Below are 19,090 nucleotides of genomic sequence, written 5' to 3'. Positions count from 1 at the left end.
CCTCGACGCCGGGTTGGACTCGAACGGAGACAAAAATCTTTCCGAACGTATCGAGCTGTATGGCGTAGAGAGGATGGTACGTGCGGGCAATGCCCTTACCCATAGGATGGACAAACTACGCCGATCAGCCGAAAAGGTGCGTCTGATCGGCCAAACAGGGTAGGCAAAGCGCCGGTCTGGCCAGGCCCTGGGGACAACCCTAAGCAATCCTGGCCGAACTAGGTTAAAATGGTGCGCCTTTCGGGTCAGAGGCCAAGGCTTCTGTCGAAATTGCTATAATTTACGAGTTTGACTGCGGTCTTACGGTGATCGGCACAGATACAAACGGTGTGCGTATCTGTAAGACGGGTAGTGAACGGTTGCTTGCATGGTTGATCAGGCCACGTCCAATTCAAATAATGGGTCGGATGCCTCTGCGCCGCAGGCGACAGACAGGCTGGTGCTGAGCGATGCGGATCGCGCGGCTATCGCCAGACGTTCGCGGGTCGGCCTGTTTTGGGCGCTGGCGGCACAGGCTTTCATGGCCTTGCTGGTTGTTCTGGGCGCTTGGGGGGTTGCTGGAAAAGACGCTGGGGCTTCCGCCTTCATAGGGGCGGCGGCCTATTTTGTACCCAACACTTTGTTTGCCTTGCGGCTGCTGTTGGGGTATTTCGGGCCCAAACGCCCCGGATCACTCGCCTTTTTCTGGGGCGAGGCCCTCAAGCTGCTGGCAGTGGCGGGGGTCGTGGTTCTGGTGGCGTGGCGCTGGTCGGGCTGGCTGGTGTGGCCGGCCTTCCTGCTGGGCCTGTTGGGCGTCATGAAGGGGTATGTGGTGTTGCTGGCCTTGCGCCGCCTGCCATGATTTGATTACGTTTGAAGGGCTTACCGATGAGCGATGTAGTAACGACGCCTCAGTCCGAATACATTCAGCACCACCTGGTGCACATGAACAACCTCGGGCATAAACAGGACATCATTGCGAACTTCAGTGTCGTCAACTACGACTCGCTGTTCTGGTCCATCCTGATGGGGCTCATTGTCATCTATTTCCTGTGGCGCGCCGCGCGCCGCGCCACCACCGACGTCCCCGGACGTTTCCAGATGTCGGTGGAAATGCTCGTGGGCATGGTGCAGGAAGAAGCCAAGAACATCGTTCCCAACGAAAAATCGCGTCTGTACGCCGCGCCGCTGGCGCTGACCGTGTTCCTCTGGATCACGCTCATGAACGCCCTCGACCTCATCCCGGTCGATCTGCTGGGCTGGATTTTCCGCATGACGGGCCTGGGCGCGCACCACTCCGATCCGCTGTACTACCAGCGCATCCTGCCCACCGCCGACCTCAACGTGCCCATGGGCATGTCGCTGGGCGTGCTGCTGCTGACGCTGTACTACGGCATCAAGATCAAGCACACCGGCGGCTTCGTCAAAGAGCTTTTCACCGCGCCGTTCCACGCGCACGGCATCGGTGCCATCGTGCTGGCGCCGTTCAATCTGCTGCTGAATCTCATCGAATACGTCGCCAAGACCGTCTCTCTGGGCATGCGGCTATTCGGCAATATGTATGCGGGCGAACTGCTGTTCATGCTGATCGCCTTGCTGGGGGGTGCCTGGGCCGGGTTTGATGCAACCAGCGTCAGTCTCGCTTTCGGGCACGTGCTGGCCGGCTCGGCGTGGGCGATCTTCCATATCCTGATCGTGCTGCTGCAGGCGTACATCTTCATGATGCTGACCCTGGTGTACATCGGGCTAGCACACGAAGGCCACTAAGATGATCCGCCCGGCATTCACCGGGCGGGTTGGCAGGGCTTGCCCTCATTCTGGTTTTTGATTTTCTGACTAAACAACGTTTACTTACCAAGGAGTTGTTATGACCAACGTTGCATTCGTTGCTCTCGCTTGCGGTCTGATCATCGGTCTGGGCGCCATCGGCGCTTGTATCGGTATTGGCATGATGGGTGGCAAGTACCTCGAAGCCTCCGCTCGTCAACCCGAGCTGATGAACACCCTGCAAACCAAGATGTTCCTGCTGGTCGGCCTGATCGACGCCGCCTTCCTGATCGGTGTGGGTCTGGCCATGCTGTTCGCCTTCGCCAACCCCTTCGTGGGCTGATCGCGGCGCGAGGCCTGCTCCACCGGGGTGGGCCAGGGGCTTGTCCGGGCGCGCCGCGCGCCGGGGCAGGCCAGGTTTGGTGCCTTGCAGGTTTGCTGCAAGGCACGAGTGGGTAAATTAGGGAAACGACCGTGAATTTAAACGCGACTCTCTTTTTCCAGATGATCGTGTTTTTCGTTCTGGGCTGGTTTACGATGAAATTCATCTGGCCGCCCATGACGAAGGCAATCGATGATCGTCGCCAGAAAATCGCCGACGGTCTGGCTGCCGCCGAAAAGGGCAAGGCCGATCTGGCCCAGGCTCAGGCCCGTGTCAGTTTGATCGAAGCTGCCTCCAAGACGGAAAACCACGCGCGTCTGGCCGAAGCTGAAAAGCAGGCCGCGGCTCTCATCGACGAAGCCCGTCGTGAAGCCGAGGCCGAAAAGGCCCGCATCGTTGCACAGGCTCGCCAGGACGCTGCGCAAGAAGCCCAGCGCGCTCGCGAAAGCCTGCGTGCCGAAGTGGCCGTGCTGGCCGTCAAGGGTGCCGAACAAATCCTGCGCCGTGAGGTCGATGCCAAGGCGCACGCTGATCTGCTCGATCAGCTCAAGGCGCAACTCTGATCAGGACGCGTGATGGCTGAACTGTCTACTATCGCACGACCCTATGCCGAGGCCCTGTTTGAAGCCGTGCGCGATGACGCGCAGGGGCTGCAGACATGGTCCGACATTCTGTCGCTGCTGGCCCAGGTGTCGAGCCTGCCCGACGTGCTCGAATCCATGGGCGATCCGCGTCTGAACGACGCACAGCGTATCCAGCTGCTCACCAGCCTGGTGCCGCAGGCCCTGCCCGAGCAGGCGGCCAACCTGCTTGCGCTGGTCGTGGAAAACGGCCGCATCCAGGTCATGCCGCAGATCGCCGAGCAATTCGAACTGCTGCGCAATCAGCTCGAAGGCACGGCGCTGGCGCAGATCACCAGCGCCTTTCCGCTGGATGACGCCCAGGTGGCTGGCTTGCTGCAAAGTCTGGAGCGCAAGTTCGGCCTCAAACTGAAGTCGCAAGTGACGGTTGACCCGGAACTGATCGGCGGGGTGCGCGTCGCCGTGGGCGATCATGTGCTCGACACTTCCGTGCAGGCCCGGCTGGCTACCCTGCGCGACACGCTGGCCGCATGATGGCGCGCCACACACTAGGATTCCAGGAGTCTTACCATGCAACTTAACCCGTCCGAGATCAGCGAACTGCTGAAGAGCCGCATTGAAGGCATGGGCGCGTCCACCGACGTCCGTACCCAGGGTACGGTGGTGTCCGTGACCGACGGTATTACCCGCATCCACGGCCTGTCCGACGTGATGCAGGGCGAAATGCTCGAATTCCCCAACAACCGCTTCGGCCTGGCCCTCAACCTCGAGCGCGACTCCGTCGGCGCCGTGGTGCTGGGTGACTACATCGGCGTGTCCGAAGGCGACTCCGTCAAGACTACGGGCCGCATTCTGGCCGTGCCGGTCGGCCCCGAGCTCAAAGGCCGCGTGGTCGATGCGCTGGGTAACCCCATCGACGGCAAGGGCCCCATCAACGCCAAGCAGACCGACGTCATCGAGAAAGTCGCGCCGGGCGTGATTGCGCGTCAGTCGGTGTCGCAGCCGATGCAGACCGGCCAGAAGGCCATCGACTCCATGGTGCCTATCGGCCGTGGCCAGCGCGAGCTGATCATCGGTGACCGCCAGACCGGCAAGACCGCCGTGGCCGTGGACACCATCATCAACCAGAAGGGCAAGGGCGTCACCTGCGTGTACGTCGCCATTGGCCAGAAGGCGTCCACCATCAACAACGTGGTGCGCAAGCTCGAAGAGCACGGCGCCATGGAATACACCATCGTCGTGGCCGCCGCCGCGTCCGAATCGGCCGCCATGCAGTACCTGGCTGCCTACTCGGGCTGCACGATGGGCGAATACTTCCGCGACCGCGGCGAAGACGCCCTCATCGTCTACGACGACCTCACCAAGCAGGCCTGGGCCTATCGCCAGGTGTCGCTGCTGCTGCGCCGTCCTCCCGGGCGTGAAGCCTACCCTGGCGACGTGTTCTACCTGCACTCGCGCCTGCTCGAACGCGCCGCGCGCGTCAATGCGCACTACGTCGAACAGTTCACCAAGGGTGAAGTCAAGGGCAAGACCGGCTCGCTCACCGCGCTGCCGATCATCGAAACCCAGGCGGGCGACGTCTCCGCCTTCGTGCCGACCAACGTCATCTCCATTACCGACGGCCAGATCTTCCTTGAAACCGACCTGTTCAACGCCGGTATCCGTCCCGCCATCAACGCCGGTATCTCGGTGTCGCGCGTGGGCGGTTCGGCCCAGACCAAGGTCGTCAAGAAGCTCTCGGGCGGTATCCGTACCGACTTGGCTCAGTACCGCGAACTGGCCGCTTTCGCTCAGTTTGCCTCCGACCTCGACGACGCTACCCGTCGCCAGCTCGAACGCGGCAAGCGCGTGGTTGAACTGCTCAAGCAGCCGCAGTACCAGCCGCAGCAGGTCTGGGAACTCGCCGTGGCCCTGTACGCGGTGAACAACGGCTACCTCGACGACCTCGAAGTGGCCCAGGTGCTGAAGTTCGAAAAGGCCCTGAAAGACCACCTCAAGGCCAAGCACGAAGCCCTGATCCAGCGCATCGAAGACGTGAAAGAACTGTCCAAGGAAGACGACGCCGCGCTGGGCGCCGCCATCCAAGAGTTCAAGAAGCACGGCACGTTTTAAGTTGCAGCCGGGGTGCCGTTAGGCGTCCCGGTCAGCCCAAGGGAATAGTTCAATGGCCGGAATCAAGGAAATTAGAACCAAGATCAAGAGCGTGCAAAACACGCGCAAGATCACCAAGGCGATGGAGATGGTCGCCGCATCGAAAATGCGCAAGGCGCAAGATCGCATGCGGGCGGGCCGCCCCTACGCCACCAAGGTTCGCGCGATTGCTGCACACCTGATGCAGGCGAACCCGGACTACACGCACCCCTACATGGTCGAGCGCGCCAAGCTCTCGGCGGTGGGCGTGGTTCTGGTCACCACCGACAAAGGCCTGTGCGGCGGCCTGAATACCAACATCTCGCGCCTGGTCTTGGCGCAGATCAAGGAATTCGAGCACCAGGGCATCCGGGTGCAGGCCACGGCGCTGGGCTCCAAGGGCCTGGGGCTGCTCAACCGCGTGGGTGTCAACGTCGTCTCGTCCGAGGTGCAGCTGGGCGATGCGCCCAACCTCGAACGCCTCATCGGCGCCATCAAGGCGCAGATCGATGACTTCGTCAATGGCAAGGTCGATGCGGTATACCTGGCAACCAGCCGCTTCGTGAACACCATGAAGCAAGACCCCAGCTTCATCCGCTTGCTGCCGCTGCCCTCCGGCCTCGAAGACCCCTTCCAGGCGGGTGCCCAGGAAGACGACACGCTCGAGACGCAGTACGGCTGGGATTACCTCTACGAGCCCGACTCGCAGGCGGTCATCGACGAGCTGCTGATGCGCTACGTCGAAGGCCTGGTGTACCAGGCTGTGGCGGAAAACATGGCCAGCGAGCAGTCGGCGCGGATGGTGGCCATGAAGGCGGCTTCTGACAACGCCAAGAAAGTCATTGGCGATCTGCAACTGGTCTACAACAAGACCCGTCAGGCAGCCATCACCAAGGAAATTTCGGAAATCGTGGGCGGCGCTGCCGCAGTCTGATCGACGCAAGCTCCGGCAAACCCAGAGATATTTATAGGACTAAACATGAGTAACGGTACCATCGTTCAGTGCATTGGCGCAGTGGTGGACATTCAGTTTCCTCGCGACAGCATCCCCAACATTTACGACGCCCTTCACCTGGTTGACGAGTCTTCCGACTTCGCTGAAAAGGGTCTGACGTTCGAAGTCCAGCAGCAGCTGGGCGACGGCGTGGTGCGTACCATTGCCATGGGTTCGTCCGACGGCCTGCGCCGCGGCATGGCCGTGGCGGGCACCGGCGCACCGATCTCGGTGCCGGTCGGCCAGGGCACCCTGGGCCGCATCATGGACGTGCTGGGCCGTCCCATCGACGAGCGCGGCGACATCCAGGCCACGGAAAAGCGTGCCATCCACCAGCACGCCCCCAAATTCGACGAACTCTCCCCGTCCGTCGAGCTGCTCGAAACCGGCATCAAGGTGATCGACCTGGTCTGCCCGTTCGCCAAGGGCGGCAAGGTGGGTCTGTTCGGCGGCGCCGGCGTGGGCAAGACCGTCAACATGCTCGAACTCATCAACAACATCGCCAAGGCCCACAGCGGTCTGTCGGTGTTCGCCGGCGTGGGCGAGCGTACCCGTGAGGGCAACGACTTCTACCACGAAATGTCCGACGCGGGCGTCATCAAGCTCGACAACCTGGCCGAATCCAAAGTGGCCATGGTGTTTGGCCAGATGAACGAGCCCCCCGGAAACCGTCTGCGCGTGGCCCTGTCCGGCCTGACGATGGCGGAATCCTTCCGCGACGAAGGCCGCGACGTGCTGTTTTTCGTGGACAACATCTACCGCTATACCCTGGCCGGGACCGAAGTATCCGCACTGCTGGGCCGCATGCCGTCGGCCGTGGGCTATCAGCCGACGCTGGCCGAAGAAATGGGCAAGCTGCAAGAGCGCATCACGTCCACCAAGACCGGCTCCATCACGTCGATCCAGGCCGTGTACGTGCCCGCCGACGACTTGACCGACCCGTCGCCCGCCACCACCTTCCTGCACCTGGACTCCACCGTCGTGCTGTCGCGTGACATCGCCGCCCTGGGTATCTACCCCGCCGTCGATCCGCTCGATTCCACCAGCCGTCAGCTCGATCCGCAGATCGTGGGCGAAGAGCACTATCAGATTGCCCGCGCCGTCCAGCAAACGCTGCAGCGCTACAAAGAACTGCGCGACATCATCGCCATTCTGGGCATGGACGAACTCTCGCCGGAAGACAAGCAGGCAGTGGCCCGCGCGCGCAAGATCCAGCGCTTCCTGTCACAGCCCTTCCACGTGGCCGAAGTGTTCACCGGCTCGCCCGGCAAATACGTGCCCCTCACCGAAACCTTGCGTGGTTTCAAGATGATTGTCGAGGGCGAGTGCGACGCGCTGCCCGAGCAGGCCTTCTACATGGTGGGCGGCATCGACGAGGCCTTCGAGAAGGCCAAAACCATCCAATAAGGATTGCACATGGCGACTCTTCACATCGAAGTGGTCAGTGCGGAGGCTTCGATTTACTCGGGTGAGGCGACGTTCATCGCCTTGCCGGGTGAATCGGGAGACCTCGGTATCCTGCCGGGGCATACTCCGCTGATTTCACGCATTCGTCCGGGCACGCTGAAAATCAAGCGTGAAGACGGTTCGGAAGAAAACATTTTCGTGGCGGGCGGCATTCTCGAAGTGCAGCCGCACGCGGTGACAGTGTTGTCCGACACCGCCATCCGCGCAGCGGATCTGGACGAGGCCAAGGCGGTCAAGGCGCGCGAGCGCGCCGAAGAAGCCTTGCGCAACACGAAAGACAAGGCCGACCTCGCCGTGGTCGAGGCCGAACTCGCGATGCTGGCGGCGCAAGCCGCGGCGGCACGCAAGTTCAGCCACAAACGGACGTCACACTGATTTTTCTATGTGACAGAAAGGGCGCTCCGCAGGGGGCGCCTTTTTTTTAGGTGCGCCCGATAGGGGCGCACTCCTGCGGGGGGGAGCGCTTGATCTGCAGCGGAGATTGCGTTCTTGATCCGCTGCGGAGGTGATGAAGGGGGCTGGGGCGTCCAATTCGGCGGCCCTCCCTGCGGTCGGGCTGCCCGCATCTTCCTCGTCCGGCCGGGCGGCGCCCTATATCGTCCCTGCGGGCCGATCGAGGGCGCCGACTGCCCCCGGCCTCCCTTCGGAAGCATGCGGCGCCCCATATGTGTTCGCCCCAGCCCCCCTTCATCACCCCCGCCGCTGCGCTGTTTTATAGCCCACGTACAACACCAGCAGCCACACTGGCAGCACGTAGACGGCGGGGCGGGTGTCGTCGAGCTGCGTCATCAGACCCACCAGCAGCACCAGAAAGGCCGCGCAGACATAATTGGCCCAGGGAAACGCCGGGGAGGGGAAATGCAGCTCGGAGACCGCGTGCGCCCGGCGGAACTTCAAATGCACCAGCACGATCATCATCCACGTCGTGGCCGCTGCCGCTGTCGCCACCGCCATGATGCGCATGAAAGCGCCTTCGGGCACCAGGAAATTGACCACCACGATCACCAGCGTGCAGGCCGACGAAAACAGCACGCCCACCCAGGGCACATGGCGCTTGCCCAGGCGCAGAAACACCTTGGGCGCATTGCCCTGCTGCGCCAAGCTATAAAGCATGCGTCCGTTGCTGTACATGCCGCTGTTGTAGACCGATACCGCCGCCGTCAGCACCACCAGGTTGAGGATGTCGGGCGCCGCAGGGATGCCCAGCTTCGAGAAGATCAGCACGAAGGGGCTGCCCGCCATGCCGATCTCGTTCCAGGGGTACAGCACCACCAGCACCGCCAGTGCACCGATGTAGAACAGCAGGATGCGCCAGAGCACTTGGTTGATCGCCTTGGGGATGCTGCGGCGCGGATCGTCGGCCTCGCCCGCCGTGATGCCGATGAGTTCGGTGCCGCCGAATGAAAACATCACCACCACCAGCGACAGCAGCAGGCCGTGCACGCCGTTGGGCAGAAAGCCACCGTGCGCCCACAGATTGCTGATACCGCTGGATTGCTCGTCGTGTCCCGTGAGGATGAGCGCCACCCCCAGGATGATCATGCCGATGATGGCGGCGATCTTGATGAAGGCCAGCCAGAACTCGCTTTCGCCGTACAGGCGGACGTTGAGCAGGTTGAGCGCCGTGATGGCCCCCAGCACGATGAGCGCGCTCGCCCAGGCGGGAAAGTCCGGCAGCCACCAGGCCACGTAGATGCCGACCGCCGACAGCTCGGCCATGCTGACCAGGATGTACAGCAGCCAGTAGTTCCAGCCCGAGAGAAAACCCGCGAAGCCGCCCCAGTAACGGTAGGCGTAGTGGCTGAAGGCACCGGAGACCGGCTCTTGCGTGGACATTTCACCCAGCATGCGCATGATCAGGTAGATCACGGCGCCGCCGATGAGGTAGGACAGGATGATGCCGGGGCCCACCAGCTGGATGGACGCGGCCGAGCCGTAGAACAGCCCGGTGCCGATGGCGCCGCCCAGCGCGATCATCTGGATGTGGCGGTTCTTAAGCGTGCGCGAGAGGGCTTCGGGCGCTGGCGCCGGGGTTTCTGGAGAGGCTGATGTTGCGGGCATGAGCGTGTCAGTAGGTAGAAAGGATGAAATGTCTGGGCTTTGCAGCTTGCTTGCGGCTGATCGGGTGGTCAATGACGCCAGAGCTGAGTGACGGCGAAGCGTAGCCCCGCGCTGTTACAACGCGCTTGCTGGCTGCACCTGCGTCATGGGCCGACCGCGGTCAGCGCCTGCGGGATGGCGGCAAAGAGCTGCTGCGCTTGCTGCTGAAGCTGCCGGTCGCGTGCGGCCCAGGCGGTGTGCCGGGCGGCGTCTGTCGTGGCGGGGGCCCAGATGGCGTCGGGAAAGCAGGGGTCGTCGCGCCAGCGCGGAATCAAATGCCAGTGCAGGTGGGGCACCTGGTTGCCCAGGCTGGCCAGGTTGATCTTGTCGGGCCGCAGAAAATGCCGCTGCTGCACTTCCAGCACGTGGATCACCTGCATCAGGTGCGCGCGCTCGGCGGCACCCAGGTCGCTCATCTCGGGCACGTGATCGTGCCAGATGACGCGCAGATAGCCTGGGAATGCCGTGTCATCGACGCGAATGACGCTCAGCTGGGCGTCTTGCCACAGCACCTGTCCGGCAGGCAGATGGCACAGTGGGCAGGTTGGCGGTGTAGCGCAAACGGTTGGTGTGGCGGAGGCGGGCTGGGTCATATCAAGAGAAAAACAGCTCGTGCAGCGCCACACCGGGTTCGTCGGCGCGCATGAAAGCTTCGCCCACCAGAAACGCCTGCACGCCGTGCGCGCGCAGGCGATCGACGTCTTCGGGCAGCAGGATGCCGCTTTCGGTGACCACCCGTTTGTCGTCGGGCAGGTCTTTGAGCATGTCGAGCGTGGTTTCCAGGCGCGTGTGGAAGGTGCGCAGATTGCGATTGTTGATGCCCAGCAGCGGTGTCTGCAGCGACAGGGCCGCATCCAGTTCGTTGCGATCGTGGATTTCGACCAATACGTCCATGCCGAGGTCAATGGCCACGGCTTCGAGGTCGCGCAGCTGGCTGGGCTCCAGGGCCGCGGCGATCAGCAGCACGCAGTCCGCCCCCAGCGCCCGGGCGTGGATCACCTGGTAGGGGTCGATGAGAAAGTCTTTGCGCAGCACCGGCAGGCTGCAGGCCGCGCGCGCCTGGCGCAGGTGGTCGTAGCCGCCCTGGAAGTACTGCACGTCGGTGAGCACCGACAGGCAGGCGGCGCCATGGCAGGCGTAGCTGGCGGCGATGTCGGCGGGCTGGAAGTCGGCCCGGATGACGCCCTTGGAGGGCGAGGCTTTTTTGATTTCGGCGATGACGGCGGGCTTGCCCTGGGCGATCTTGTCTTCGAGGGCACGGATGAAGCCGCGGATGTCCTGGCGGCTGCGCGCCTCGCGCAGCAGTTCGGCCTCGCTGCGCATCTGGCGTGCGGTGGCTACTTCCGCCCGCTTGGTTTCCAGGATTTTTTTGAGGATGTCGCTCATGCTGCGAACCTTTGTGTGTACTGACGGAATTGTTCCAGTTTGTCGCGCGCAGCGCCAGAGGCAATGAGTTCGGCGGCGCGCGTGATGCCGTGCTGGATGGAGTCGGCGCGGTTGCCCGCGTACAGCGCCAGCCCGGCGTTCAGGATGACGATGTCGCGCGCCGTGCCCGCGGTGTTGTCGAGGGCGGCGCGTACCAGCTGGGCCGATTCTTCGCGGTTGGCCACCTTGATGCTGCGGTTGGACACCATGGCCATGCCGAAGTCTTCGGGGTGGATTTCGTATTCGCGCACCTCGCCGTCTTTCAGCTCGCCGATGAGCGTGGCCGCGCCCAGCGAGGCCTCGTCCATGCCGTCCTTGCCGTGCACGATGAGCACGTGGCGCGAGCCCAGGCGCTGCAGCACGCGCACCTGGATGCCGACGAGGTCGGGGTGGAAGACGCCCATCAGCTGGTTTTTGGCGTCGGCGGGGTTGGTGAGCGGCCCCAGGATGTTGAAAATGGTGCGCACGCCCAGTTCGCGGCGCACGGCGGCGACGTTTTTCATGGCGCCATGGTGCGCCGGGGCGAACATGAAGCCGATGCCGGTGGCGGCGATGGATTCGGCCACTTGTTCGGGCGTGGCCGTGATGCACACGCCCAGGGCTTCGAGCACGTCGGCGCTGCCCGATGAGGACGAGGCGCTGCGGTTGCCGTGTTTGGCGATTTTTACCCCGCCGGCGGCGGCCACGAACATGGCTGCCGTCGAGATGTTGAAGGTATGCGAGCCGTCGCCGCCCGTGCCGCACATGTCGAGCAGGTCTTCGGGGCAGGGGGTGGAGACGCCCAGGGCGAATTCGCGCATCACCTGGGCCGCCGCCGTGATTTCGCCCACGGTTTCTTTCTTGACGCGCAGGCCCATCAGCAGGGCGCTGGCCAGCTGCGGCGACATTTCGCCGCGCATCAGCATGCGCATGAGCTGCAGCATTTCGTCGTGGAAGATTTCACGGTGCTCGATGCAGCGGACCAGGGCTTCGTTGGGGGTAATGGGGGGCATGAGGGATCCTTGTGGCGACGGCGATTTTTTACAGGGTGAGGAAGTTGCGCAGCAGGGCGTGGCCGTGCTCGCTGAGCACCGATTCGGGGTGAAACTGCACACCGTAGACGGGCAGCGTCTTGTGGGCCACGCCCATGATTTCGCCATCGGCGGTTTGCGCCGTGATGCTGAGGCAGTCGGGCAGGGTGGCGCGTTCGATGGCCAGCGAGTGGTAGCGGGTGACGTCAAAGGGCGAGGGCAGGCCGGCGAAGACGTCGGTGCCCGTGTGCGTGATGGCCGAGACCTTGCCGTGCATGAGCGTCTGGGCGCGCACGATACGCCCGCCAAAGGCGGCACCGATGGCCTGGTGGCCCAGGCACACGCCCAGGATGGGGATGCGCCCGGCGAAGTGGCGGATGAGGTCGATGGAAATGCCGGCCTCGGCGGGCGTGCAGGGGCCGGGCGAGACGCAGATGCGGTCGGGGGCGAGGGCCTCGACCCCCGCGAGGTCGATCTGGTCGTTGCGGATCACCTGCACAGTGACGTCGAGCTCGCCAAAGTACTGCACCAGGTTATAGGTAAAGGAGTCGTAGTTGTCGAGCATCAGGAGCTTCATGATCAAGCATTTCCTTGGTCAGAGGCCGCCGCGCTGGAGACAGAGGGGGAAGATAGCTTTGCCAACCAGAACGGCGGCAAAGTGCGAAAAGTCACGCATCGGGTGCCGCCCTTAGAAGGGGCGCCACCAGGAAGCTGTGTGAGTCGTCGCGTGAAAAGTCATGCGGGGATTCTACAGTGGGATTTCGGGCCTGTCGAGCAGGGTAAGTACGCATCCGCCGCCGCGCCTGTCCTGGCCTTGCGCTGCTTGCCGCGCTTCTATGGGCACCTGTCTGCAAGCTTTATTGGTAATACCATTTGCAAACACAACCTATCGTTTTCCCTAGTATTCGGTGAAATCGACAAGCTTTCCGCAGGTTGAAAGTGCATTCCATCTTATTGATTTAAATTGGGAATTCAAGCGTCCATCGTAGGGGGGAGAGAAATATGGCCCTCGTGGTCATTCGTTGACCACTTGACCAGTGCATTTCTATAATCCGGCCAGAAATTCAAAAAACCATAAATGGTCAGGCCAATTCAGTGCTGCATCAGGAGACGCCGACCGGATCCCTAACTGAGAAATCATCGAGATGAACTCAATCTGGCAACAATCTTATGATCCAGCAGGCAATATCTGGCTGTCGGCCCTGATCGCCTGCCTGCCGATCATCCTGTTTTTCCTGTCGCTCACGGTCTTTCGCCTGAAAGGCTGGCTGGCGGGCACCTTGACCGTACTGTGCGCCCTGGCCGTCGCGCTCTTTTTCTACGGCATGCCGGTCACGCAAGGGCTGGCCTCGGCCATCTACGGCTTCTTCTACGGCCTGTGGCCAATCGCCTGGATCATCGTCGGCGCCGTGTTCCTGTACAAGATCGCCGTCAAGACCGGCCAGTTCGACACCATCCGCGAATCGGTGCTGACGCTGACTGCCGACCAGCGCTTGCAGATGCTGCTGGTGGGCTTCTCGTTTGGTTCCTTCCTCGAAGGTGCGGCGGGCTTCGGCGCGCCGGTGGCCATTACCGCCGCCTTGCTGGTGGGCCTGGGCTTTCGCCCGCTGTACGCCGCCGGCCTGTGCCTGGTGGCCAACACGGCGCCGGTGGCCTTCGGCGCCCTGGGTATCCCCATCATCGTGGCCGGGCAGGTCACGGGCATCCCGGCCTTCGCCATCGGTGAAATGGCGGGGCGCCAGCTGCCGTTTCTCACCATCATCGTGCTGTTCGTCATCATGGCCATCATGGACGGCTGGCGCGGCGTGAAGGAAACCTGGCCCGCCGTGATCGTGGCGGGTGGCACCTTCGCCATCACCCAATACCTCACGTCCAACTTCATTGGCCCCGAGCTGCCGGACATCACGTCGGCGCTGGTGTCGCTGGTGGCGCTGTCCGCCTTCCTGAAAGTGTGGCAACCGGCTTCCATTTTCCGCTTCTCGGAAACCGGCGAGGGCTCCGAACACCTGTCCCCGGATGCACCCGCCGCGCGCCCGACGGGCCGCAAGTTCACCACGGGCGAGGTGCTGCGCGCCTGGTCGCCCTTCATCGTGCTGACGGTGATGGTCACCATCTGGTCGATTCCGCCCTTCAAGCACCTGTTTGCCGCAGGCGGCCCGCTGCAGGGCTGGATCGCCAGCATCGCGGTGCCCGGCCTGGACGGCCTGGTGCAGAAAATGCCGCCCATCGTGGCGGATGCCACCACCTATGGCGCCGTCTACAAGTTCGACTGGTTCTCGGCCACGGGCACTTCGATCGTGATCGCCGCCATCATCACGGTGCTGGCCACGCGCATGAAAGCCTCGACCGCGTTCGGCGTCTTCGGTGAAACCCTGAAAGAACTGGCCATCCCCATCTACACGATCGGCACCGTGCTGGCCTTTGCCTTCATCGCCAACTATTCGGGCCTGTCGGTCACGCTGGCGCTGGCGCTGTCGTACTCGGGCCATGCCTTTACCTTCTTCTCGCCGTTGCTGGGCTGGCTGGGGGTGTTCCTGACTGGCTCGGACACATCGTCTAACGCCCTGTTCGCCGCGCTGCAGGCCGCCACGGCGCACCAGATCGGCGTGCCCGAGGTACTGCTGGTGGCCGCCAATTCCACCGGCGGGGTGACGGGCAAGATGATTTCGCCGCAGTCCATCGCCATCGCCTGCGCGGCGGTGGGGCTGGTGGGGCGCGAGTCCGACCTGCTACGCTTCACCCTGAAGTACAGCTTGCTCTTTGCCGTGATCGTGGGGCTGTTCACGACCTTGCAAGCCTACGTGCTGCCCTGGATGATTCCAGCCGTTTAAACCCGCCCCGTTTGCCGCGTCCCGGCACGGCGGCAGGCCCGGTCTCAGTTGCCGGGCCTTGCCACTGCGCCACACGCCTTTTGCCATGCGTCTTGCAGATCGTCTCGCCGAACAGCTTCAGACCCTCATCATCGACCGGGGCCTGCGGCCCGGCGACCGTCTGCCCGCCGAGCGCCAGCTGGCGCTCGAACTGGGGGCTTCGCGCCCTTCGGTGCGCGAAGCCATCCAGCAGCTGGCCAGCCAGGGCCTGCTGCGCAGCCGCCAAGGCGGCGGCACCTACTTGCAGGCGCCCGTGCAGGGTTCTGTTGCCTGGCCGCAGCAGCAGTTGGTGCAAACGCTGGGCCAGCTGGTGTCGGACGACCCCGAATACCGCTACGACGTGCTCGAAGCGCGCCATGCGCTGGAGGGCGGCACCGCCTGGCATGCCGCTTTGCGCGCCACGCCCGACGACCGCGCGCACATTCGCGCCGCCTTCGACGACTTGCTGCGCGAGCAGGACATCGGCGACGCCGACCGCTCATCCCAGGCCGACGCCCGCTTTCACCTGGCGATTGCCGAAGCCTCGCACAACGCCATCCTGCTGCAGATGATGCGCGGGCTGTTCCAGCTGCTGCAGTCCACCGTCACCGAAAACCGCCAGCGCATGTATACCGTGCGGCACACGCACGAGCAGCTCACCCAGCAGCATCAGGCCTTGATGGAGGCCATTTTGCAAGGTGATGCCCAGGCGGCGCGCGATACCGTCTGGCAGCACCTCGAATTCGTGCACGCCGCCGTGCGCGCCCTGGACGAAGACGAGGCCCGCCGCGCGCGGTCGTCGCGTCTCTCGCATTTTTCCTGACCGTTTACGTTGATACCGATAAAGCCATGATCATTTCCGCTTCCACCGACTACCGGGCCGCCGCCAAACGCCGCTTGCCGCCCTTCCTGTTCCATTATGCGGATGGCGGCGCTTACGCCGAGTACACCCTGCGGCACAACGTCAGCGACCTGTCGGGCGTGGCCCTGCGCCAGCGGGTTCTGAACGACATGTCCAAGCTCGACCTCACCACCCGCCTGTTCGGCGAAACCTTGTCCATGCCGGTGGCGCTGGGGCCGGTGGGCCTGACGGGCATGTACGCCCGCCGGGGCGAAGTGCAGACGGCGCAGGCCGCCGACAAGCACGGCATCCCCTTCACCATGTCCACCGTCTCGGTATGCCCCATCGAAGAGGTGGCGCCCACCATCAGCCGCCCCATGTGGTTCCAGCTGTACGTGCTGAAAGACCGCGGCTTCATGAAAAGCGTGCTTGAACGCGCCCAGGCCGCCGGGGTCTCTACATTGGTGTTCACGGTGGACATGCCGGTGCCTGGCGCGCGCTACCGCGACGCGCATTCGGGCATGAGCGGCCCCTATGCGGCTTTGCGCCGCTACGTGCAGGCCGTGCTGCACCCGCGCTGGTCACTGGACGTGGGCCTGCTGGGGCGCCCGCACGATCTGGGCAACGTCTCCAAGTATCTGGGCAAGCCCACCGGGCTGGAAGACTACATTGGCTGGCTGGGTGCCAACTTCGATCCGTCGATTTCCTGGAAAGACCTGCAGTGGATTCGCGATTTCTGGAAGGGGCCGATGGTGATCAAGGGCATTCTCGACCCCGAAGATGCCCGCGAGGCCGTGCGCTTCGGCGCCGACGGCATCGTTGTGTCCAACCACGGCGGGCGCCAGCTGGACGGCGTGCTGTCCACGGCGCGCGCCTTGCCCGCCATCGCCGATGCGGTCAAGGGGCAGATCACCATCCTGGCCGACTCGGGCATCCGCACGGGGCTGGACGTGGTGCGCATGCTGGCTCTGGGTGCTGACAGCGTCCTGCTGGGGCGCGCCTGGCTGTACGCCCTGGCGGTGGGCGGGCAGGCCGGGGTGGCCAACCTGCTGTCCCTGATCGAAAAAGAAATGCGCGTGGCCATGACGCTCACCGGCGCGCGCACCATTGCCGACATCACGCGCGACTCGCTGGTGCGCGATTGACATCGAGTTCGACCGATCGATGGATGCTAGATACTATGGCTATATACTTCTCTTGACTGTATCAGGAGCTTGATATGTCCATTGGCACCGTGTTCATCAATAACCGCACCCAGGCCGTCCGGCTTCCCGTGGACGTGCGTCTGCCGGAAGGCGTACACAAGGTAGAGGTTCGTATTCGGGGCAATGAACGCATCATTGCACCGGTTGGTCAGGCCTGGGACAGTTTTTTTCACGATGGCCCGGCGGTCAGTGACGATTTCATGGCCGAACGCGCCAATCAGCACCAACCAGAGCGGGAATCGCTTTGATGCTGCGCTACCTGCTCGATACCAATATGGTCATCTATGTCCTGAAACGGCGTTCGCTGGATCTGTTGACCATATTCAACGCCAATAGCGGCCGCATGGCGATTTCCGCCATCACCTTGGCCGAGCTTTTGCATGGTGCAGAGAAAAGCAGCCGCGTCAGCGAGAACCTGTCCGCTGTCGAGGATTTTTGCAGCCGCCTGGATGTGCTTTCCTATGGCGCCAAGGCCGCCCAGCACTATGGGGCCATCCGTGCGGCCCTTGAAAAACAGGGCCAGCCCATTGGGGTCAACGACCTGCACATCGCCGGTCATGCACGCAGTGAAGGCCTGGTGCTGGTCACCAACAATGTCTCGGAATTCGCCCGTGTGCCGGCGCTTGTGGTCGAGAACTGGGTTGGTGTCTGATTGCGCCGTAGCAAGCCGTCAGCCGTGCTGCTGACGACGGTCGGCTGCGGCGCCTGACACCCTCAGATGGGTTCGTCCAGCCCGAACTGCACTTGTTCGGCGGCGCGCAGCAGGGCGCGGGCCTTGGCCTCGGTCTCTTGCCATTCTTTTTCGGGGTCGGAATCCGCCACGATGCCGGCGGCGGCCTGCACGTACAGCATGCCGTCGCGGATGATGCCGGTGCGAATGGCGATGGCCAGATCCATCTCGCCGCCGTAGCTCAGGTAGCCTGCCGCACCGCCGTAGATGCCGCGCTGTACGGGTTCGAGCTCGTCGATGATTTCCATGGCGCGCACCTTGGGGGCGCCCGTGAGGGTGCCTGCCGGGAAGGTGGCGCGCAGCACGTCGATGTTGCCCATGCCCTCGTTGAGTTCGCCGCGCACGTTGGACACCAGGTGCATGACGTGCGAATAGCGTTCGATGGTCATGGTGTCGGTGACTTCGACCGTGCCTGTCTTGGCCACGCGGCCGATGTCGTTGCGGGCGAGGTCGATGAGCATGACGTGCTCGGCGCGTTCTTTGGGGTCGGCCAGCAGCTCGGCTTCGAGGCGCTGATCTTCGTCTTGCGTGGCGCCGCGCTTGCGCGTGCCCGCCAGCGGGCGGATGGTGACGACCTCGCGGCTGTGCTGGCCCTCGACCTCGTGATCCTTGCGCACGAGGATTTCGGGCGATGCCCCGACGACGTGGAACGTGTCGAAATTCCAGTAGTACATATAGGGCGAGGGGTTCAGCGAACGCAGCGCGCGGTACAACGACAGCGGCGAATCGCGGAAGGGCTTGGCGATCACCTGGCCCACCTGCACCTGCATCAGGTCGCCCGCGGCGATGTATTCCTTGGCCTTGAGCACGGCGGCAATATAGTCTTCTTTCTTGAAGTCGCGCTCGGTGGGCGTCTGCATGCTGGCGTAGGCATAGGGGATGACGACCGGGGTGCGCAGTTTTTCGCGCAGCGCCTTCAGGCGGCGGCGCGCCAGGGCATAGGCTTCGGGCTGGGTGGGGTCGGCGTAGACGATGAGATAGGTGCGCCCCGCCAGGTTGTCGACGATGACCAGTTCATCCACCTGCATCAGCATGATGTCGGGCGTACCGGGTTGCTGGCCGGCGGGACGCGGTTTGACGCACGGCCCCAGGCGCGGCTCGATGTGGCGCACGGTGTCGTAGCCGAAATAGCCCGCCAGGCCGCCCGCGAAACGCGGCATGCCGGGGCGCAGGGCCACCTTGAAACGCTGCTGAAAAGCTTCGATGAAGGCCAGCGGGTCGCCCTCGTGGGTTTCCACCACCTGACCCTGCTTGACGACCTCGGTGGTGGTGCCGGTGGCGCGGATCAGGGTTTTGGCGGGCAAGCCGATGAACGAATAGCGGCCAAAGCGCTCGCCGCCCACCACCGATTCCAGCAGGCAGCTGTTGCGCCCGGCCTCGGGGCCCGCGTGGGCGAGCTTCAGGTAGATGGCCAGCGGCGTGTCCAGGTCGGCGTAGGTTTCCGCGATGAGCGGAATGCGGTTGTAGCCTTGGGCGGCCAGTGCATTGAATTCGATTTCTGTCATAGCGGTCTGCTGGGTGGGTTGGGCCGGACAGAAAAAAAGCCCGGCCAATGGAGATGGTTCGGGCTTGGAGTCGGGCGGCCTGAGCGGGCTCGGGCGCGCCGGGTGGCTATTTACCCGGAACACAA

Annotated in this window: 20 protein-coding genes; 14 read left to right on the top strand and 6 right to left on the bottom strand. The window is 63.5% G+C overall.

From position 1 onward, the window contains the following. Positions 1 to 367: 367 nt before the first annotated feature. From CCA01S_RS11055 to CCA01S_RS11015, 9 genes are all read left to right on the top strand, one after another. A complete protein-coding gene (locus tag CCA01S_RS11055; protein ID WP_084386697.1) occupies positions 368 to 841 on the top strand; it encodes an ATP synthase subunit I in 474 nt (157 codons plus the stop codon). A 26-nt stretch (positions 842 to 867) separates the two neighbouring features. Then, positions 868 to 1,746 carry a F0F1 ATP synthase subunit A gene (gene atpB, locus CCA01S_RS11050; protein ID WP_066458354.1) on the top strand — a complete coding sequence of 293 codons (879 nt, stop codon included), beginning with the start codon at positions 868 to 870 and terminating at the stop codon, positions 1,744 to 1,746. A gap of 100 nt (positions 1,747 to 1,846) precedes the next feature. After that, on the top strand, positions 1,847 to 2,089 hold the full coding sequence (atpE, locus tag CCA01S_RS11045) for a F0F1 ATP synthase subunit C (protein WP_043684944.1): 243 nt from the start codon (positions 1,847 to 1,849) through the stop codon (positions 2,087 to 2,089). 131 nt (positions 2,090 to 2,220) lie between these two features. Beyond that, positions 2,221 to 2,691, top strand: a complete 471-nt coding sequence (locus tag CCA01S_RS11040; RefSeq protein ID WP_066458350.1) for a F0F1 ATP synthase subunit B — start codon at positions 2,221 to 2,223, stop codon at positions 2,689 to 2,691. Positions 2,692 to 2,703: 12 nt separating this feature from the next. Next, positions 2,704 to 3,243 (top strand): F0F1 ATP synthase subunit delta, encoded by a 540-nt coding sequence (locus CCA01S_RS11035; RefSeq protein WP_066458348.1) that lies wholly within the window; start codon positions 2,704 to 2,706, stop codon positions 3,241 to 3,243. A 36-nt stretch (positions 3,244 to 3,279) separates the two neighbouring features. Next, positions 3,280 to 4,821: a F0F1 ATP synthase subunit alpha gene (gene atpA, locus CCA01S_RS11030; RefSeq protein ID WP_066458346.1), complete on the top strand. Its 1,542-nt coding sequence runs from the start codon at positions 3,280 to 3,282 to the stop codon at positions 4,819 to 4,821. Positions 4,822 to 4,873: 52 nt separating this feature from the next. Then, on the top strand, positions 4,874 to 5,773 hold the full coding sequence (atpG, locus tag CCA01S_RS11025) for a F0F1 ATP synthase subunit gamma (RefSeq protein WP_066458344.1): 900 nt from the start codon (positions 4,874 to 4,876) through the stop codon (positions 5,771 to 5,773). A 45-nt stretch (positions 5,774 to 5,818) separates the two neighbouring features. Beyond that, positions 5,819 to 7,240 (top strand): F0F1 ATP synthase subunit beta, encoded by a 1,422-nt coding sequence (atpD, locus tag CCA01S_RS11020; protein WP_066458341.1) that lies wholly within the window; start codon positions 5,819 to 5,821, stop codon positions 7,238 to 7,240. A 9-nt stretch (positions 7,241 to 7,249) separates the two neighbouring features. Continuing rightward, on the top strand, positions 7,250 to 7,675 hold the full coding sequence (locus tag CCA01S_RS11015; protein WP_066458338.1) for a F0F1 ATP synthase subunit epsilon: 426 nt from the start codon (positions 7,250 to 7,252) through the stop codon (positions 7,673 to 7,675). Positions 7,676 to 7,990: 315 nt separating this feature from the next. Here CCA01S_RS11015 and CCA01S_RS11010 read toward each other — a convergent pair whose 3' ends face one another. The 5 genes from CCA01S_RS11010 to CCA01S_RS10990 form a co-directional block, all read right to left on the bottom strand. Beyond that, positions 7,991 to 9,361, bottom strand: a complete 1,371-nt coding sequence (locus CCA01S_RS11010) for an amino acid permease (RefSeq protein ID WP_084386696.1) — start codon at positions 9,359 to 9,361, stop codon at positions 7,991 to 7,993. 143 nt (positions 9,362 to 9,504) lie between these two features. Continuing rightward, complete coding sequence (locus CCA01S_RS11005) at positions 9,505 to 9,912, bottom strand: HIT family protein (protein ID WP_180984215.1); 408 nt, start codon at positions 9,910 to 9,912, stop codon at positions 9,505 to 9,507. 82 nt (positions 9,913 to 9,994) lie between these two features. Continuing rightward, complete coding sequence (gene trpC, locus CCA01S_RS11000; RefSeq protein WP_066458331.1) at positions 9,995 to 10,786, bottom strand: indole-3-glycerol phosphate synthase TrpC; 792 nt, start codon at positions 10,784 to 10,786, stop codon at positions 9,995 to 9,997. Continuing rightward, a complete protein-coding gene (gene trpD, locus CCA01S_RS10995) occupies positions 10,783 to 11,817 on the bottom strand; it encodes an anthranilate phosphoribosyltransferase (RefSeq protein ID WP_066458329.1) in 1,035 nt (344 codons plus the stop codon). The genes trpC and trpD overlap by 4 nt, the downstream gene beginning before the upstream one ends. 28 nt (positions 11,818 to 11,845) lie before the next feature. Continuing rightward, complete coding sequence (locus CCA01S_RS10990; protein ID WP_066458460.1) at positions 11,846 to 12,412, bottom strand: anthranilate synthase component II; 567 nt, start codon at positions 12,410 to 12,412, stop codon at positions 11,846 to 11,848. Positions 12,413 to 12,980: 568 nt separating this feature from the next. Here CCA01S_RS10990 and lldP point away from each other — a divergent pair. The 5 genes from lldP to vapC all read left to right on the top strand — a co-directional run bounded on the left by lldP (position 12,981) and on the right by vapC (position 17,382). Continuing rightward, the gene (lldP, locus tag CCA01S_RS10985) at positions 12,981 to 14,666 is read left to right on the top strand and encodes an L-lactate permease (protein WP_066458324.1); all 1,686 of its coding nucleotides are present in this window, start codon (positions 12,981 to 12,983) and stop codon (positions 14,664 to 14,666) included. 85 nt (positions 14,667 to 14,751) lie between these two features. After that, positions 14,752 to 15,507: a transcriptional regulator LldR gene (lldR, locus tag CCA01S_RS10980; protein ID WP_066458457.1), complete on the top strand. Its 756-nt coding sequence runs from the start codon at positions 14,752 to 14,754 to the stop codon at positions 15,505 to 15,507. Positions 15,508 to 15,533: 26 nt separating this feature from the next. Next, positions 15,534 to 16,670: an FMN-dependent L-lactate dehydrogenase LldD gene (gene lldD / locus CCA01S_RS10975; protein ID WP_066458311.1), complete on the top strand. Its 1,137-nt coding sequence runs from the start codon at positions 15,534 to 15,536 to the stop codon at positions 16,668 to 16,670. 74 nt (positions 16,671 to 16,744) lie between these two features. Continuing rightward, positions 16,745 to 16,978, top strand: coding sequence for a type II toxin-antitoxin system VapB family antitoxin (gene vapB / locus CCA01S_RS10970; RefSeq protein ID WP_066458308.1), 234 nt, complete (start codon positions 16,745 to 16,747; stop codon positions 16,976 to 16,978). Beyond that, entirely contained in the window at positions 16,978 to 17,382 is a 405-nt protein-coding gene (gene vapC / locus CCA01S_RS10965) for a type II toxin-antitoxin system tRNA(fMet)-specific endonuclease VapC (protein WP_066458305.1), read from the top strand. Before vapB ends, vapC begins: the two co-directional genes overlap by 1 nt. Positions 17,383 to 17,444: 62 nt before the next feature. On the opposite strand, the gene trpE is transcribed toward vapC, so the two are convergent. After that, positions 17,445 to 18,965 carry an anthranilate synthase component I gene (trpE, locus tag CCA01S_RS10960; RefSeq protein ID WP_066458302.1) on the bottom strand — a complete coding sequence of 507 codons (1,521 nt, stop codon included), beginning with the start codon at positions 18,963 to 18,965 and terminating at the stop codon, positions 17,445 to 17,447. Positions 18,966 to 19,090 lie beyond the last annotated feature (125 nt).

The organism is Castellaniella caeni NBRC 101664, assembly GCF_001592225.1.
Taxonomy (GTDB): Bacteria; Pseudomonadota; Gammaproteobacteria; order Burkholderiales; family Burkholderiaceae_B; genus Castellaniella; species Castellaniella caeni.
This window is presented reverse-complemented; position numbering and strand designations above follow the sequence as displayed.